The 15,751-nt window shown below is 43.1% G+C and carries 26 protein-coding genes; 25 read left to right on the forward strand and 1 reads right to left on the reverse strand.

The genetic code is table 11. The features are described 5' to 3' along the window. Nucleotides 1-9 precede the first annotated feature (9 nt). From rplV to rplQ, 24 genes are all read left to right on the forward strand, one after another. Nucleotides 10-420: a 50S ribosomal protein L22 gene (rplV, locus tag NBH06_RS10305; RefSeq protein WP_008862854.1), complete on the forward strand. Its 411-nt coding sequence runs from the start codon at nt 10-12 to the stop codon at nt 418-420. 7 nt (nt 421-427) lie between these two features. Continuing rightward, nucleotides 428-1,153 (forward strand): 30S ribosomal protein S3, encoded by a 726-nt coding sequence (gene rpsC, locus NBH06_RS10310; RefSeq protein ID WP_008862853.1) that lies wholly within the window; start codon nt 428-430, stop codon nt 1,151-1,153. A gap of 13 nt (nt 1,154-1,166) precedes the next feature. Continuing rightward, nucleotides 1,167-1,598 carry a 50S ribosomal protein L16 gene (rplP, locus tag NBH06_RS10315; protein ID WP_008862852.1) on the forward strand — a complete coding sequence of 144 codons (432 nt, stop codon included), beginning with the start codon at nt 1,167-1,169 and terminating at the stop codon, nt 1,596-1,598. Between the two features lie 3 nt (nt 1,599-1,601). Further along, entirely contained in the window at nt 1,602-1,799 is a 198-nt protein-coding gene (gene rpmC, locus NBH06_RS10320) for a 50S ribosomal protein L29 (protein WP_008862851.1), read from the forward strand. Nucleotides 1,800-1,816: 17 nt separating this feature from the next. Next, nucleotides 1,817-2,074: a 30S ribosomal protein S17 gene (rpsQ, locus tag NBH06_RS10325; RefSeq protein WP_008862850.1), complete on the forward strand. Its 258-nt coding sequence runs from the start codon at nt 1,817-1,819 to the stop codon at nt 2,072-2,074. Between the two features lie 2 nt (nt 2,075-2,076). Beyond that, nucleotides 2,077-2,442 carry a 50S ribosomal protein L14 gene (rplN, locus tag NBH06_RS10330; RefSeq protein ID WP_008862849.1) on the forward strand — a complete coding sequence of 122 codons (366 nt, stop codon included), beginning with the start codon at nt 2,077-2,079 and terminating at the stop codon, nt 2,440-2,442. A 21-nt stretch (nt 2,443-2,463) separates the two neighbouring features. Continuing rightward, entirely contained in the window at nt 2,464-2,784 is a 321-nt protein-coding gene (gene rplX, locus NBH06_RS10335; RefSeq protein WP_008862848.1) for a 50S ribosomal protein L24, read from the forward strand. Further along, complete coding sequence (gene rplE / locus NBH06_RS10340) at nt 2,784-3,341, forward strand: 50S ribosomal protein L5 (RefSeq protein ID WP_008862847.1); 558 nt, start codon at nt 2,784-2,786, stop codon at nt 3,339-3,341. Before rplX ends, rplE begins: the two co-directional genes overlap by 1 nt. A 3-nt stretch (nt 3,342-3,344) precedes the next feature. Beyond that, nucleotides 3,345-3,614 (forward strand): 30S ribosomal protein S14, encoded by a 270-nt coding sequence (gene rpsN, locus NBH06_RS10345; RefSeq protein WP_008862846.1) that lies wholly within the window; start codon nt 3,345-3,347, stop codon nt 3,612-3,614. Nucleotides 3,615-3,672: 58 nt separating this feature from the next. Beyond that, a complete protein-coding gene (rpsH, locus tag NBH06_RS10350) occupies nt 3,673-4,068 on the forward strand; it encodes a 30S ribosomal protein S8 (protein WP_008862845.1) in 396 nt (131 codons plus the stop codon). A gap of 19 nt (nt 4,069-4,087) precedes the next feature. Then, nucleotides 4,088-4,642, forward strand: a complete 555-nt coding sequence (gene rplF, locus NBH06_RS10355) for a 50S ribosomal protein L6 (RefSeq protein WP_008862844.1) — start codon at nt 4,088-4,090, stop codon at nt 4,640-4,642. A gap of 19 nt (nt 4,643-4,661) precedes the next feature. After that, nucleotides 4,662-5,003, forward strand: coding sequence for a 50S ribosomal protein L18 (gene rplR, locus NBH06_RS10360; protein ID WP_008862843.1), 342 nt, complete (start codon nt 4,662-4,664; stop codon nt 5,001-5,003). A gap of 5 nt (nt 5,004-5,008) precedes the next feature. Next, nucleotides 5,009-5,527, forward strand: coding sequence for a 30S ribosomal protein S5 (gene rpsE / locus NBH06_RS10365; protein ID WP_021891301.1), 519 nt, complete (start codon nt 5,009-5,011; stop codon nt 5,525-5,527). 15 nt (nt 5,528-5,542) lie between these two features. Next, nucleotides 5,543-5,719, forward strand: coding sequence for a 50S ribosomal protein L30 (gene rpmD / locus NBH06_RS10370; protein ID WP_008862841.1), 177 nt, complete (start codon nt 5,543-5,545; stop codon nt 5,717-5,719). 30 nt (nt 5,720-5,749) lie between these two features. Further along, a complete protein-coding gene (gene rplO / locus NBH06_RS10375; RefSeq protein WP_008862840.1) occupies nt 5,750-6,196 on the forward strand; it encodes a 50S ribosomal protein L15 in 447 nt (148 codons plus the stop codon). Nucleotides 6,197-6,200: 4 nt separating this feature from the next. Then, entirely contained in the window at nt 6,201-7,523 is a 1,323-nt protein-coding gene (secY, locus tag NBH06_RS10380) for a preprotein translocase subunit SecY (RefSeq protein ID WP_008862839.1), read from the forward strand. A gap of 15 nt (nt 7,524-7,538) precedes the next feature. Continuing rightward, the gene (gene map, locus NBH06_RS10385; protein WP_250794211.1) at nt 7,539-8,321 is read left to right on the forward strand and encodes a type I methionyl aminopeptidase; all 783 of its coding nucleotides are present in this window, start codon (nt 7,539-7,541) and stop codon (nt 8,319-8,321) included. Nucleotides 8,322-8,328: 7 nt separating this feature from the next. Further along, nucleotides 8,329-8,547, forward strand: a complete 219-nt coding sequence (gene infA, locus NBH06_RS10390; protein ID WP_008862837.1) for a translation initiation factor IF-1 — start codon at nt 8,329-8,331, stop codon at nt 8,545-8,547. An 11-nt stretch (nt 8,548-8,558) separates the two neighbouring features. Continuing rightward, complete coding sequence (gene ykgO / locus NBH06_RS10395; RefSeq protein ID WP_008862836.1) at nt 8,559-8,675, forward strand: type B 50S ribosomal protein L36; 117 nt, start codon at nt 8,559-8,561, stop codon at nt 8,673-8,675. 38 nt (nt 8,676-8,713) lie between these two features. Beyond that, nucleotides 8,714-9,094: a 30S ribosomal protein S13 gene (gene rpsM / locus NBH06_RS10400; protein WP_008862835.1), complete on the forward strand. Its 381-nt coding sequence runs from the start codon at nt 8,714-8,716 to the stop codon at nt 9,092-9,094. 9 nt (nt 9,095-9,103) lie between these two features. Next, entirely contained in the window at nt 9,104-9,493 is a 390-nt protein-coding gene (gene rpsK, locus NBH06_RS10405; RefSeq protein ID WP_008862834.1) for a 30S ribosomal protein S11, read from the forward strand. Nucleotides 9,494-9,613: 120 nt separating this feature from the next. After that, on the forward strand, nt 9,614-10,219 hold the full coding sequence (rpsD, locus tag NBH06_RS10410; RefSeq protein WP_008862833.1) for a 30S ribosomal protein S4: 606 nt from the start codon (nt 9,614-9,616) through the stop codon (nt 10,217-10,219). A gap of 11 nt (nt 10,220-10,230) precedes the next feature. Continuing rightward, a complete protein-coding gene (locus NBH06_RS10415; RefSeq protein ID WP_008862832.1) occupies nt 10,231-11,223 on the forward strand; it encodes a DNA-directed RNA polymerase subunit alpha in 993 nt (330 codons plus the stop codon). A 4-nt stretch (nt 11,224-11,227) separates the two neighbouring features. After that, the gene (gene rplQ, locus NBH06_RS10420) at nt 11,228-11,743 is read left to right on the forward strand and encodes a 50S ribosomal protein L17 (RefSeq protein ID WP_046410840.1); all 516 of its coding nucleotides are present in this window, start codon (nt 11,228-11,230) and stop codon (nt 11,741-11,743) included. A 350-nt stretch (nt 11,744-12,093) separates the two neighbouring features. Here the strand turns inward: rplQ and NBH06_RS10425 are convergent, their stop codons facing one another. After that, entirely contained in the window at nt 12,094-13,989 is a 1,896-nt protein-coding gene (locus tag NBH06_RS10425; protein WP_250794213.1) for a choice-of-anchor J domain-containing protein, read from the reverse strand. A 310-nt stretch (nt 13,990-14,299) separates the two neighbouring features. Here NBH06_RS10425 and eno point away from each other — a divergent pair, with 310 nt between their 5' ends. Next, the gene (eno, locus tag NBH06_RS10430; RefSeq protein ID WP_250794216.1) at nt 14,300-15,580 is read left to right on the forward strand and encodes a phosphopyruvate hydratase; all 1,281 of its coding nucleotides are present in this window, start codon (nt 14,300-14,302) and stop codon (nt 15,578-15,580) included. Nucleotides 15,581-15,751 lie beyond the last annotated feature (171 nt).

Raw genomic sequence — 15,751 nt, forward strand, 5'->3', positions numbered from 1 at the left:
AATTGAAAAATGGGTGCAAGAAAAAGAGAATCAGCCAATAGAAGGAAGGAAGCTCTGAAAACTCAATATTTCGCCAAGTTGAATAATGTTCCCACATCTCCCCGTAAAATGCGTTTGGCCGCAGATATGGTAAGAGGTATGGAGGTATTCAAAGCTCTCGGCGTGTTGAAGTTCTCGAATAAAGAAGCTTCGCAAAGACTGGAAAAACTGTTGCGTTCTGCCATTGCCAATTGGGAGCAAAAGAACGAACGCAAAGCCGAAAACGGAGAACTTTACATCTCTACGATCTATGTGGATTGTGCAGCGATGCTTAAACGTCTTCGTCCGGCTCCGCAAGGAAGAGGTTACAGAATTCGTAAACGTTCGAACCATGTAACATTGTTTGTTGATACAATAAATAAAAACGATAACAAAAACTAATTGCTGGATGGGACAGAAAGTAAATCCGATAAGTAACCGTTTGGGAATCATCAGAGGTTGGGATTCCAATTGGTATGGCGGTAAAAACTATGGTGACAGGTTGTTGGAAGACAGCAAGATCCGCAAGTATTTGAATGCCCGTCTTGCAAAAGCCAGTGTTTCACGCATAGTTATAGAACGTACGTTGAAATTGATAACCATTACCGTGTGTACCGCTCGTCCGGGACTTATTATCGGTAAAGGTGGCCAAGAGGTAGATAAACTCAAAGAAGAATTGAAGAAAATTACCGATAAGGACGTACAAATCAATATCTACGAAGTAAAACGCCCCGAGCTTGATGCCGAAATAGTAGCTAGTAATGTCGCTCGTCAAATCGAAGGCAAGATAGCTTACCGTCGTGCTGTCAAAATGGCTATCGCATCGACTATGCGAATGGGAGCCGAGGGTATCAAAGTGCAAGTATCGGGTCGTTTGAACGGAGCTGAAATGGCTCGTTCCGAAATGTACAAAGAAGGTAGAACCCCCCTTCATACATTGCGTGCCGATATTGACTATGCATTGGTAGAAGCTCATACGAAAGTGGGAGTTATCGGTGTTAAGGTTTGGATTTGCCGTGGCGAAGTTTACGGAAAAAAAGACCTTGCTCCTGCATTCACCAACAGTGCCAAAGAAGCACGCGGTGGAAATGGCGCTCCGAAAAAGGGCTTCAGAAAACCCAAAACTAACCGCTAAACGAAATTGAACTATGTTACAACCGAAAAAAACTAAATTCAGAAGACAGCAAAAAGGTCGCCAAAAGGGTAATGCCCAAAGAGGTAACCAGCTGGCTTTCGGATCTTTCGGCATCAAGTCGTTAGATACTAAATGGATTACAGGTCGTCAAATCGAGGCCGCTCGTGTTGCTGTAACTCGTTACATGCAACGTCAAGGTCAGATTTGGATCCGTATATTCCCCGATAAACCTATTACTAAGAAGCCGGCCGATGTACGTATGGGTAAAGGTAAAGGTAATCCCGAGGGATTCGTATTCCCTATTACTCCGGGTCGTGTAATCATCGAAGTAGAAGGTGTGCCTTATGAGATAGCCAAAGAAGCTTTACGCCTCGGTGCACAAAAGCTTCCTGTAACTACTAAGTTCGTTGTTCGTCGTGACTACGACGCCAGTCAAAATGTGTAAGTTATGAAAAAAGCAGAAATTAAAGAATTAGGCTCCAAAGAGTTACAAGAAAGATTGGATGCAGCGGTAGCTGCTCTCAACCAGTTGGAGATCACCCACAGCATTTCGCCGTTGGATAGTCCTGCTAAAATAACTCACGAACGCAGGATGATTGCGCGTATGAAAACCGAGTTGCGCAAACGGGAACTTAATAAAAAATAATCAGCCACATATCTAAGATGGAAAGTAGAAATTTAAGAAAAGAGAGAATCGGTGTGGTTTCCAGCAACAAGATGGAAAAAACGATCACGGTGACCGTGAAGTGGAAAGAAAAACACCCGATTTATGGTAAATTCGTGAATAAGACGAAGAAATACCATGCTCATGACGAGAAGAACGAATGCAACATCGGTGATACCGTGAGGCTGATGGAAACTCGTCCTTTGAGCAAAACAAAGAGATGGAGATTAGTAGAAATCATCGAAAGAGCTAAGTAATTATGATACAACAAGAATCAAGACTTACAGTAGCTGACAACAGCGGAGCTAAGGAAGCTCTTTGTATTCGTGTGTTGGGAGGAACGGGACGTCGTTACGCTTCGGTAGGCGATGTTATCGTCGTAGCGATAAAGAGCGCTATCCCTTCGAGCGATGTGAAAAAAGGTGCCGTATCGAAAGCTATTATCGTGCGCACGAAAAAAGAAATCCGTCGTCAAGACGGGTCGTACATTCGCTTCGATGACAATGCATGCGTATTGTTGAATAATGCAGGTGAATTGCGCGGCAGTCGTATTTTCGGCCCGGTGGCAAGAGAGTTGCGTGCCGTGAACATGAAAATCGTGTCGTTAGCACCCGAAGTACTTTAATCGAATAAAGTTAAAGATTAAATGAGCAAGTTACATATTAAAAAGGGAGATACAGTCTATGTAAACGCCGGTGAAGACAAAGGCAAGACCGGTCGTGTCCTGAGCGTGTTGGTGAAAGAGCAACGTGCTATCGTAGAAGGTATCAATATGGTCTCCAAGAGTACCAAACCTAATGCCAAAAACCCTCAGGGAGGTATAGTGAAAAAAGAAGCTCCTATTCATATTTCCAATTTGAATCCTCTGGATCCGAAGACGGGTAAACCCACTCGTATCGGCCGGAAGAAAAATGAAGCAGGCGTTTCAGTACGTTATTCTAAAAAATCAGGAGAGGAGATTAAGTAATGAGCAATACCGCAAATCTGAAAAAAGATTATCTCGAAAGAATCGTGCCCGCCTTGCAGAAGGAGTTTAATTATTCCACGGTTATGCAGGTGCCTGTTTTGAAAAAGATCGTGATCAATCAAGGTCTTGGAGAAGCTACGGCCGACAAGAAAATCATCGAAACCGCCATCAATGAGTTGACGGCCATCACCGGTCAGAAAGCAGTGGCTACACTCTCGCGCAAAGATATTTCGAATTTTAAACTTCGTAAAAAAATGCCTATCGGCGTGATGGTAACCCTCCGTCGCGAACGCATGTACGAGTTCCTCGAACGTCTGGTGCGTGTGTCTCTTCCCCGTATCCGCGACTTCAAAGGTATCGAAAGCAAACTCGATGGACGAGGAAATTATACTCTCGGAATTCAGGAACAAATTATTTTCCCTGAAATTAATATCGATAGTATTACCAAAATTATGGGAATGAATATTACCTTTGTAACCTCTGCCAAAACAGATGAAGAAGGGTATGCTCTTCTCAAAGCATTTGGTTTACCTTTTAAAAACGCAAAAAAAGACTAAGATATGGCAAAAGAATCGATGAAAGCTCGTGAAGTGAAGAGAGCCAAATTAGTTGCCAAGTATGCCGAAAAGAAAAAACAGCTTAAAGCAGAAGGCAATTATGAGGCACTTCAACTGTTGCCGAAGAACGCTTCGCGTGTACGTCTGCACAACCGTTGTAAAATCACCGGTCGTCCCAAAGGATATATCCGTCAATTCGGGATATCCCGTATACAGTTCCGCGAAATGGCTTCGGCTGGACTTATCCCGGGCGTAAAAAAAGCAAGCTGGTAATTATTTTTAGTGTTAAATATTGTCCGGAGAATCCGGATCAATTTAAACAAATTTTTATATGACAGATCCAATAGCAGATTATCTGACAAGATTGAGAAACGCCATCAAAGCTCATCACAGAGTTGTTGAAGTGCCGGCCTCGAAATTGAAAAAAGAAATCACGAAAATCCTTTTTGAAAAAGGCTACATTCTTAATTACAAGTTTGTAGAAGACGGTCCCCGAGGCACGATCAAGATTGCCTTGAAGTATGACCCCGTAAACAAAGTGAGCGCAATCCAGAAACTCATTCGCATATCGAGTCCGGGTTTGCGTCGTTACACCGGTTATAAAGATATGCCGCGTGTATTGAACGGTTTGGGTATTGCGATTCTCTCTACCTCGAAAGGCGTTATGACTAATAAAGAAGCCAGCGACCTGAAAATAGGTGGAGAAGTATTATGTTACATTTACTAATTAAAAGGAGGTATATATTATGTCAAGAATAGGAAAATTGCCCATAGTAATACCCGCCGGAGTTACCGTTACTATTTCCGGAAATGAGGTAAAAGTAAAAGGACCCAAAGGGGAATTGGTACAGACCGTATCGCCCGAAATTAAAGTTGAAATGGTAGACGGGGAAATTCATGTGACCCGGCCTAACGATGAGAAACAAACTCGCGCCCTTCATGGCCTTTACCGTGCGTTGATTCACAATATGGTAGTCGGCGTATCCGAAGGTTATAAAAAAGAGTTGGAGCTTGTCGGTGTAGGTTACCGTGCACAAAGTCAAGGTCAAGTGCTTGAACTTTCGCTCGGTTATTCTCACGCCATCTTTTTGAGACTTCCTGCCGAAATAAAGGTAGAAGCAAAATCAGAGAGAAATAAAAACCCGTTGATTATTCTCGAATCGTGCGACAAACAACTGATCGGCCAAGTATGCGCCAAAATCCGTTCGTTCCGCAAACCTGAACCTTACAAGGGTAAAGGTATCAAGTTCGTTGGTGAGGTAATCCGCAGAAAATCGGGTAAATCGGCAGGCGCCAAATAATCATTAAACAGGTATTATCATGACAACGAAGATAGAAAGAAGAATTAAAATCAAAACCCGTATACGTGGTAAAATATCCGGTACGGCCGAGCGTCCTCGTATGACGGTGTTTAGAAGTAATAAGCAAATATATGTGCAATTGGTCGACGACCTTGCTGGGAAAACGCTTGCCGCAGCCTCTTCGAGGGGTATGGAAGCCGCTCCTAAAAAAGAGTTGGCTGCAAAAGTGGGACAGGAAATCGCCAAGAAAGCACAGGAAGCCGGTATTACCTCGGTTGTTTTTGACCGCAACGGTTACCTGTATCATGGGAGAGTAAAAGAATTAGCTGATGCTGCCCGCAATGGCGGCCTTAAATTTTAATCGTCATGACAGGAAAAAATAATAGAGTAAAGTCAACAAATGACATTGAGTTGAAAGACCGTTTGGTTGCTATCAACCGTGTAACGAAAGTGACCAAGGGTGGTCGTACTTTCAGCTTTTCGGCAATTGTTGTGGTAGGTAACGAAGCCGGTATCGTAGGCTGGGGCTTGGGTAAGGCGAGCGAAGTAACCACGGCTATCGCCAAAGGCGTGGAAGCTGCTAAGAAAAATCTCGTGAAAGTTCCGGTGCTCAAAGGTACTATCCCTCACGATCAATTGGCAAAATTCGGTGGAGCTCTCGTATATATCAAGCCCGCTTCTCCGGGTACCGGAGTAAAGGCCGGTGGTGCTATGCGTGCCGTTCTTGAAAGTGTGGGTATTACCGACGTGCTTGCGAAATCGAAAGGTTCGTCCAATCCTCACAATTTAGTGAAGGCTACGATCGCTGCATTGTGCGAATTGAGAGATGCTGCTACAGTCGCTCAAAACAGAGGTATCTCTGTTGAAAAAGTCTTTAAAGGTTAATACGGAGGACAAGCAATGGAAAAAATAAAAATCAAACAAGTTAAAAGCCGCATCAATTGCCCTGCTGTACAGAAAAAGACTCTTGATGCACTGGGCCTTAAAAAACTCAACAGTGTCGTAGAGCACAACGCTACTCCCCAAATCTTGGGTATGGTAGAGAAGGTTAAACACCTTGTAAAAGTAGTTGAGTAATTTTATCCATCGATTAAAAAAATAACAAATATGGACTTGAGTAATTTAAAACCCGCCGAAGGGTCAACCAAAACAAGAAAGAGAATCGGTCGTGGACCGGGTTCGGGTTTGGGCGGAACTTCTACCAGAGGTCATAAAGGAGCAAAGTCGCGTTCGGGTTACAAACGTAAGATCGGTTTTGAAGGTGGTCAGATGCCACTTCAACGCCGAGTTCCGAAATTCGGTTTCAAGAATATAAACCGTGTAGAATATAAAGCTATCAATATCGATACTTTACAAGCTCTGGCCGATAGCCAAAAGCTCGATAAAATTGGTATTGAAACACTTGTCGCTGCCGGATTTATTTCGTCGAAACAGTTAGTGAAAATTCTTGGTAAAGGAGCTCTTACGGCTAAATTGGAAGTCAGTGCCCACGCATTTTCCAAAACAGCCGAAGCTGCTATCGTTGCCGCAGGTGGAACAGTAGTCAAACTCTAATACAATGAGAGCAATAGAAACTATAAAAAACATTTGGAAAATCGAAGATCTGCGTAAGCGTATCATTACCACGATTTTGTTGGTGCTGGTATATCGCGTTGGATCATACGTCGTGCTTCCCGGTATCGATCCTGCTAATTTGGACGCATTGCGCAGCCAAACGAGCAAAGGGTTGATGCAGTTGCTCGATATGTTTTCGGGAGGAGCATTCTCCAATGCTTCTATATTTGCATTGGGTATTATGCCTTATATCACCGCCTCGATTGTTATCCAACTCTTGGGTATGGTGATGCCCTCGTTCCAGAAGCTGCAACGCGAAGGCGAGAGCGGTCGTACGAAACTTAACCAATACACCCGCTATTTGACCGTTATCATTCTGCTCATGCAAGGACCTGCTTATTTGGTGAACCTTAAAGTGCAGATGGGTTCGGCCTTATTCCCCTCCGGTTGGTTGTTTATAGTTTCTTCTACAATCGTGCTTGCCGCTGGTAGTATGTTTATTATGTGGTTGGGCGAACGTATTACCGATAAAGGTATTGGAAACGGTATTTCGTTTATAATCCTTGTCGGTATTATCGCACGTTTGCCGCTGGCTTTCGCCGCTGAGTTTACGAGCCGTTTGGCCTCTAAACAAGGTGGTCTTGTGATGTTCCTTATCGAGATTATTTTCTTGTTGGCCGTAATCGCCGCAGCGATACTTCTTGTACAAGGTACACGGAAAGTCCCCGTACAATATGCTAAACGTATTGTTGGAAATAAACAATATGGAGGAGCCCGCCAGTATATTCCGTTAAAGGTAAATACAGCCGGTGTAATGCCTATCATTTTTGCTCAGGCGATTATGTTTATACCCATTACAATCGCGGGATTCAGCGCCTCGAATGCAAGCTCGTTTTGGAGTTCTTTCATGTCGATGACAGGGTTTTGGTATAACTTCGTGTTCGCAATCCTTATTATCCTCTTTACCTATTTCTATACGGCAATAACGGTTCAGCCTACACAAATGGCGGAAGATATGAAACGAAACAACGGCTTTATCCCTGGTGTCAAACCCGGAAAGAAAACAGCCGATTATCTCGACTCTATTATGTCGAGAATCACGTTGCCCGGTTCTATCTTTTTGGCTATTGTAGCTATTTTGCCCGCTTTTGCTCAAATATGCGGAGTCAGTGCCGAGTTCTCACAATTCTTCGGTGGAACCTCTCTCCTCATTTTGGTAGGTGTGGTATTGGATACCTTGCAACAGATTGAGAGCCATTTAATGATGCGCCATTACGACGGCCTGATGAAATCGGGTAAAATAAAAGGACGTAGCGGAGCTTATTAAAAAAGGATACAGGTAATGATTTATCTTAAAACAGATGAAGAGATAGAGTTGATGCGAGAGAGTAATCTCTTGGTGGGTATGACTTTGGGCGAAATGGCCAAGTGGATCGCACCGGGGATTACTACGCTGAAACTCGATAAGATAGCCGAAGAATTTATCCGGGATCATGGTGCTCAGCCGGGATTTCTGGGTTATGGAGGCTTTCCCAATACGCTCTGCATCTCGGTGAATGAAGTGATTGTGCACGGCATTCCCAACAGCTATGCATTGAGAGAGGGAGATATTGTTTCTATTGATTGCGGTGCTGTAAAGAATGGATTTAACGGAGACTCGGCCTACACATTTTGTGTGGGAGAAGTAGCCCCGGAGATCAAACAATTGCTTAAAACCACGAAAGAATCGCTCTATTTAGGCATCGAACATGCTATTGAAGGAAAACGTATAGGTGATATCGGCCATGCCGTCCAGACCTATTGTGAAGCCCGTGGATATTCTGTCGTGAGAGAGTTGTGCGGCCATGGCATCGGGAAAAAACTTCACGAGGAGCCCAACGTCCCCAATTATGGACGACCGGGAACAGGGCCGTTGCTGAAAAATGGCATGTGTATTGCCATTGAGCCTATGATAAATATGGGATCACGCAATATTGTTATCGAACGAGACGGTTGGACGACCCGTACAAGAGACCGTAAACCGGCGGCCCACTTCGAGCATACGATAGCGATCAAGGGAGGGAAAGCCGATATACTATCTTCTTTTGAATACGTAGAGCAAGTTTTAGGAGAAAAATCAATATAACTAATATATGGCGAAACAATCTGCAATAGAACAAGATGGTGTAATCGTGGAAGCATTGTCGAATGCTATGTTCCGCGTGGAGTTGGAAAACGGGCATGAAATAACCGCCCATATTTCGGGAAAGATGCGTATGCACTTTATAAAGATACTCCCGGGAGATAAGGTAAGGATAGAAATGTCTCCTTATGATTTAACCAAAGGAAGAATTGCTTTTAGATATAAATAAAAAATAATAATATGAAAGTAAGAGCATCATTGAAAAAACGTACGCCCGATAGCAAAATCGTGAGAAGACACGGCCGCTTGTACGTAATTAACAAGAAAAATCCTAAGTATAAACAACGTCAAGGATAATTTTATTATTAATTTTGCAAATTAAAAGATTCTAATATATGGCAATAAGAATTGTTGGTGTAGACCTGCCGCAAAATAAAAGAGGAGAAATCGCCTTGACCTATATCTATGGTATCGGTCGTAGTGCGGCGAATTCTATTTTGAGTAAAGCCGGCATTGACAGAGACATCAAAGTTAAGGATTGGACCGACGATCAGTCGGCAAAGGTACGTGAAATCATTAGTACCGAGTATAAGGTGGAAGGTGACCTTCGTACCGAAATACAATTGAATATTAAACGTCTTATGGATATCGGTTGTTATCGTGGTATCCGTCATCGTATCGGTTTGCCTGTGAGAGGCCAAAGTACCAAGAATAACGCCCGTACGCGTAAAGGTAGAAAGAAAACCGTTGCAAATAAGAAAAAAGCTACTAAATAATAAGTAAGTATGGCAAAGAAAACAGTCGCAGCAAAGAAGAGGGTTGTTAAGGTGGATGCCGTTGGCCAAGCCCATATCCATTCTTCGTTCAACAACATCATTGTAACGCTTGCCAATAGCGAAGGACAAGTGATCTCTTGGTCTTCGGCAGGTAAAATGGGCTTTAGAGGCTCTAAGAAAAATACTCCTTATGCCGCTCAAATGGCCGCACAAGATTGTGCAAAGGTGGCTTTTGATTTAGGTTTGAGGAAAGTAAAGGCCTATGTAAAAGGTCCCGGAAACGGTCGTGAATCGGCTGTGAGAACTATACATGGCGCTGGTATCGAAGTAACCGAGATTATCGATGTTACGCCGCTGCCGCACAATGGTTGTCGTCCTCCCAAAAGAAGAAGAGTTTAATTTTTCTTTATTTGTAAACAGAGAATCCCGAACAGTGAATAGATTGCATATTAATCCTCTCTGCAATCGCGGCTGCACTTTTCTCGGTTCGCAATATTATAATTATTAAAATTTTTAGAAATGGCAAGATATACCGGACCTAGAACAAAAATCGCTCGTAAATTCGGCGAAGCTATTTTTGGACCCGATAAAGTTCTTACGAAAAAGAACTATCCCCCGGGACAACATGGCATCAATAAAAGAAGAAAAACTTCTGAGTATGGTGTTCAGCTTCGTGAGAAACAAAAAGCTAAATACACGTATGGTGTATTGGAAAGACAATTTAGAAATCTATTTGAGAAAGCTTCGCGTACTAAGGGTGTGAAAGGTGAAGTGCTCCTTCAATTGCTCGAAGCTCGTCTCGACAATGTCGTATTTCGCTTGGGTATAGCACCCACACGTGCAGCTGCCCGTCAGCTCGTTTTACATCGTCATATCGTAGTCGATGGCAAAGTGGTGAATATCCCGTCGTATTCGGTAAAACCGGGACAAGTAGTAGGCGTTCGTGAGAAAGCCAAATCTTTGGAGGTAATAGCCGATGCACTTGCTGGATTTAATCACAGCAAATATCCTTGGTTAGAATGGGACGAAAGCTTGAAAAGCGGTAAATTGTTGCATTTGCCTGAGAGAGCCGATATCCCTGAAAATATCAAAGAACAGTTGATCGTTGAGTTGTATTCTAAATAATAATTGATTCCATGGCGATATTAGCATTTCAAAAACCCGATAAAGTATTAATGCTGGAAGCGGACAATTTTTTCGGTAAATTCGAATTCCGTCCGTTGGAGCCCGGTTACGGTGTTACCGTAGGTAACGCTTTGCGCCGTATTCTCCTCTCCTCGCTCGAAGGCTTTGCGATTACGTCGATTCGCATCGACGGGGTAAAACATGAGTTTTCTACGATTCCCGGTGTAATCGAGGACGTGACGAATGTGATTCTGAACCTTAAAAAGGTGCGGTTCAAACAGGTCGTTGAAGAAATCGAGAATGAAAAAGTAACCATTACTGTTTCGGGTACGGAAGTGTTCAAGGCAGGAGATATCGGTAAGTCTCTTACTGGTTTTGAAGTTTTGAACCCCGACTTGGTTATTTGCCATTTGGATTCAAGCGCAAGTTTTCAAATAGATATCACTATCAACAAAGGCCGTGGCTATGTCCCCGCTGACGAGAACCGCAATCCGGCCGATGATGTAAATGTAATTCCCATCGACTCTATTTACACACCGATTCGGAATGTGAAATATGCTGTTGAAAACTTCCGTGTAGAACAGAAAACGGACTACGAAAAACTGATTTTAGAGATTACAACCGATGGTTCCATTCACCCCAAAGAAGCGTTGAAGGAAGCCGCTAAAATTCTTATTTATCACTTTATGTTGTTCTCTGACGAGAAAATTACGCTCGAGACCAATGATGCCGATGGTAATGAAGAATTTGATGAAGAAGTATTGCACATGCGTCAGTTGCTTAAAACCAAGCTTGTCGATATGGATTTGTCCGTACGTGCGCTCAACTGCTTAAAATCGGCCGATGTCGAAACTCTTGGCGAATTGGTAGTATTCAATAAGACCGATTTATTGAAATTCCGTAACTTCGGTAAGAAGTCGTTGACAGAGCTCGATGAACTTTTGGCGAACTTGAATCTTTCGTTCGGAATGGATATCTCGAAGTATAAATTAGATAAAGAGTAAAACGATGAGACATAATAAAAAATTCAACCACTTGGGTCGTACCAAAGCTCACCGCGACGCTATGTTGTCCAATATGGCTACTTCTTTGATTCTTCACAAAAGAATCTTTACCACGTTGGCCAAAGCCAAAGCGTTGAGAGTGTACGTTGAGCCTCTGATCAATCGCGCAAAAGAAGATACTACCGCTTCTCGTCGTGTAGTTTTCCGCTATTTGCAGAGCAAAGAGGCTGTTACAGAATTGTTCAAAGAAATTTCGGTGAAGATAGCCGATCGCCCCGGAGGGTATACCCGTATCTTGAAGACAGGTAATCGCTTGGGCGATAACGCTAAAACCTGCTTCATTGAGCTTGTTGATTACAATGAAAACATGCTTAAAGAAAAAGTCGCTAAGAAAGCAACTCGTACGCGTCGTTCCAAAAAGAGTGCCGCTCCTGCTGCTGTGACTGCCGAGGCTCCTGCGAATGAGGCTCCTGTATCCGAAGCACCTGCAACTCCTGCCGAAGAGAAAGCAGCAGAATAAACTTTATTGCTTCATATATGGAAAAGAAAAGGCTCCCGATAACGGAGCCTTTTCTTTTTTAGGAGGGAGGATAGAGGATATCAGAGAGTATCGTTCCTTCTGCCGGTTCTTTGTTATGGTAGAGAAACATTTTTTCTGTGTATTATTGTACCGTAGAGATTGCTATGTATTTATACTATATTGGCTGATGATAATGCCGTTGTTCGTAGGCTCATAGGGTCGCAAATGTTTCTGAATGAATTAGCGTTTTGTAGATGGGTAAAAAAAGGAACTGAAAATACAATTCAGTTCCTTTTTTATGATTCCATTTCGTATTCACCGAAATGGATATAAGTCTTGTTATAGGCTTGTTATTTCACGACAACTTTGGTTGTGAATTGGCCGACTTTTACGATATAAATGCCGGGAATCGTCGTTAAATGACAATCTGTCTCTGTGACTTTTTGTGTAGAGATAAGGCGTCCGTCAGGTGTGAAAATAGAGAGCGTTTGTCCATTTGCTCCTGTTACGATAATTTTTCCTGTACCTCCGTATATTTTAGTAGAACTATCGACGGTCGTTTCGATTCCGCTTCCATTTAGATTGTCGATACGGATATTATCGATGAGTATATAGGGCAAGAGGGCGTGATACGAAAAGAGTCTCAGTTGTATAATTTGATCTTTGTAGTCGTTCAGAGAAACCTCGACTTTTACCCACCCGTCTTTGTCGGACAGCTCGTACATTTTGAAAGTTTTCAAAAGGGTGGAGTTTCCGTTGTGTACGGCCGATACGCTTAGCTCGTTATTGTTTGCTTCGCCTTCTCCTATGATATTGTATATATAGAACGTCAAAGTAGGAGTGGTGAGCCCGCTAAGGTCTATTTTCCCGGTGTCGAAAGTTCCGGTATCTTCTGAGTAAGAGCCCTCCGAACCCAAAAATCCATTGTCCCCATCTTGCGATTCAATCTCCGAGTCTTCGGTTGTATAAGTACTCCATAAAGCATAGTCTTCGGGGTAAATGCCGAAGATGTGGGATGCTTTCCCTTCTGCGAATGATTCGTGATAGGGGGTGGAATAAGCCGGTCCGATGGGTAAAAGGGGAGAATAGACGTAGTTTGAGATTCCTCCTTTGGTCTCGGCGACTACCGAATATTGGACAAAGGTTTGAACGGAGGTGTCATCGAGCGCTTTGAATGTTTTGGAAGTCCCGCTGATGTTTGAGAACAAAAGATTCGACTGGGAGCCTTCGCTGTAAATTCGGTAAGTTACAAATTCGGGATCGAGATTATTTCCTCGAATGTCGGTGGTAACGGGAGTCCAGCCGATAGTTACTTCTCCGGGAGTAGATGTTTCTACGAGCGTGATTCCGGTAGGATCCGAAGGTTCGAGTGTGCCTACGAATGCTTTCGTTTCGACGGCAGGGCTTTCTCCCGAAGCATTTACAGCAATGGCAGAATAAGTGTAACGGGAGCACTCGGGAACTTCGTCCACGAATGTCAGTTCCGAACCGGGTTTAGGGGTAGAGAATGTTTTTATCAGGTTGCCGTCTCGCATGAGTTTCACGCTTTCGAGTTCTGTTAGGTCTTGTCCGTTCAGATCAAGAGTAGGAGCCGTAAGGGATATATCGGCTTTCAGCTCGCCGTTGGTACGAGTGTTAACCACGAGATTCGATGGGGCGGAAGGAGTAGAGGCTCCGGCAGCAGCGCCAATCTTCAAATTCTTAATACTTAGGCTCAGCATGTCTTTTTGGCTGCAACCGTGAATTCCAACGTAGAACGTGCCACTTTCTGCCGGAGAGATTGTCCCGGTATAAGCCTTGTAAACCGTATGTGCTATCGAAGTTTTTTCTATAATGGGGTTGACCAGAGCTTCGGGTGTTTTATCCTTACCGAACATGACTTCAAATGTTTCATTGAAAGAGCCTCCGGTCATTATCTCTATGGAGAAGCTGTACATTTTACCGCCTTCGAGGTTCAGGGCCGGGGTAATCAACCAATCGTCCATATCTAATTCGGAGTTGTAGGAGATTTGAGCTGACCCTAAATAAGGCTCCCATTTTGTTCCGTCTTGATTACTGTCGATGATTGTATAGCTTTCTAAAAAGCTTTCATCGGCAAATGTTTCGGAATAGGGTGGCGTTAAAGGCTCCGCTTGGGCGTTTTGTGTATTTGTGACAGATTGACTGACTTGTGATGTCGCACTTAGTCCTAATGACATAGCGGTGCATAGAGATAAAGCCGCCCTTTTAATGTAATGAATTCTCATAATTGTGAAAATTTAATTAATGGTTGGTACTATGATAGATTAACTCATGTATATATTTTCCCTGTCTCTCTCAAACCTTTAAAACAAATTTATAGACAAAAGAAAAATGTATGAATATGTTGAAGTTAAAAATGTATAAAATCTGTCTAGAATAATATAGTTTGGAGTATTTCTTTTCAGTTGGAATAAAATCGATATTAGACTTATTTGTTTGATAAGATGGATAAAAATCGTATCTTGCCAAGAAAACAAAAGCGATTGTTTTTGTGTTTACTATTATAATACAGTTATAAACTAAATAAAGACCAATATGAAAATAGAAACGATCAAAGCTCGTGAAATTCTCGACTCTCGGGGAAATCCCACGGTAGAAGTAGATGTGATACTCGATTCTGGTATTATGGGGCGAGCTGCGGTTCCTTCTGGCGCTTCGACAGGAGTGCATGAAGCCCTTGAATTGAGAGATGGTGATAAGAACCGATATGGAGGTAAAGGCGTGGAAAAAGCAGTCCGTCATGTTAATGACGTTATTGCCAAAGCTTTGAACGGGGCTAATCCATTTGAGCAAAGTCGCATAGATTCGGCTTTGATAGCCCTCGACGGTACTGCTACGAAATCGAAATTGGGGGCGAATGCTATATTGGGTGTCTCTTTGGCGGTTGCCAAAGCTGCGGCAGCACAATTGGGAATGCCGTTATATCGATATGTAGGAGGTGTCGATACTTATGTGATGCCTGTTCCTATGATGAATATCATCAATGGTGGTTCGCATTCCGATGCGCCTATTGCGTTTCAAGAATTTATGATTCGTCCTGTCGGGGCCGCTTCGTTCAAAGAGGCGCTTCGCATGGGAGCCGAAGTTTTTCATGCGCTGAAAAGCGTTTTACACGCTAAGGGATTGAGTACCGCTGTCGGTGATGAAGGCGGTTTCGCACCTGCATTGCCGGGAACGGAGGCAGCGATAGAGACGATTCTCGAAGCCATTAGCAAAGCCGGATATATGCCCGGCAGAGATGTGAAAATTGCTTTGGATTGTGCTTCGTCGGAATTTTATATCGATGGAGTGTACGACTATACTAAGTTTGAAGGAGCTAACGGTGTGAAACGGACGACACAGCAGCAAGCCGAATATTTGCAAGACCTCATTTTGCGTTATCCGATAGATTCGATTGAAGATGGTATGAGTGAAGAAGATTGGGACGGTTGGCGTTTGTTAACCGATTTGATTGGAGATAAATGTCAGCTTGTGGGGGACGACCTTTTTGTCACCAATGTAGAATATCTTACAAAAGGTATACGCCAACATTGTGCTAATTCCATTTTGGTAAAGCTGAATCAGATAGGTACGTTGACCGAGACGTTGAGGACTGTCCAATTAGCACAGCGCAATGGATATACGGCTGTTATATCGCATCGTTCTGGGGAAACCGAAGATGCCACTATTGCCGATATTGCGGTAGCCACTAATGCAGGGCAAATAAAAACAGGCTCACTGAGCCGGTCCGATCGTATGGCCAAATACAACCAACTTTTACGGATCGAGGAACAATTAGGAGATATTGCTCAATATGGATATAAGCAGGTAAACTAGTCAAAAGTTAGGAAAAAGAAAGGAAAATCCCACTACCGATATGAGTAATGGGATTTTTTTTGGAAAAAATGTTTAAGTATAAATGGTTGAAGTACAGTCTATTGTAAGAAAGTTATGTTATACAGCATAAAAAACATTGAAAAAAATTTGGAATGTAATAGAGAAAGGCAG

This window comes from Barnesiella sp. B2-R-119, from assembly GCF_023656675.1.
In the GTDB taxonomy this organism is placed as follows: domain Bacteria; phylum Bacteroidota; class Bacteroidia; order Bacteroidales; family Barnesiellaceae; genus Barnesiella; species Barnesiella intestinihominis.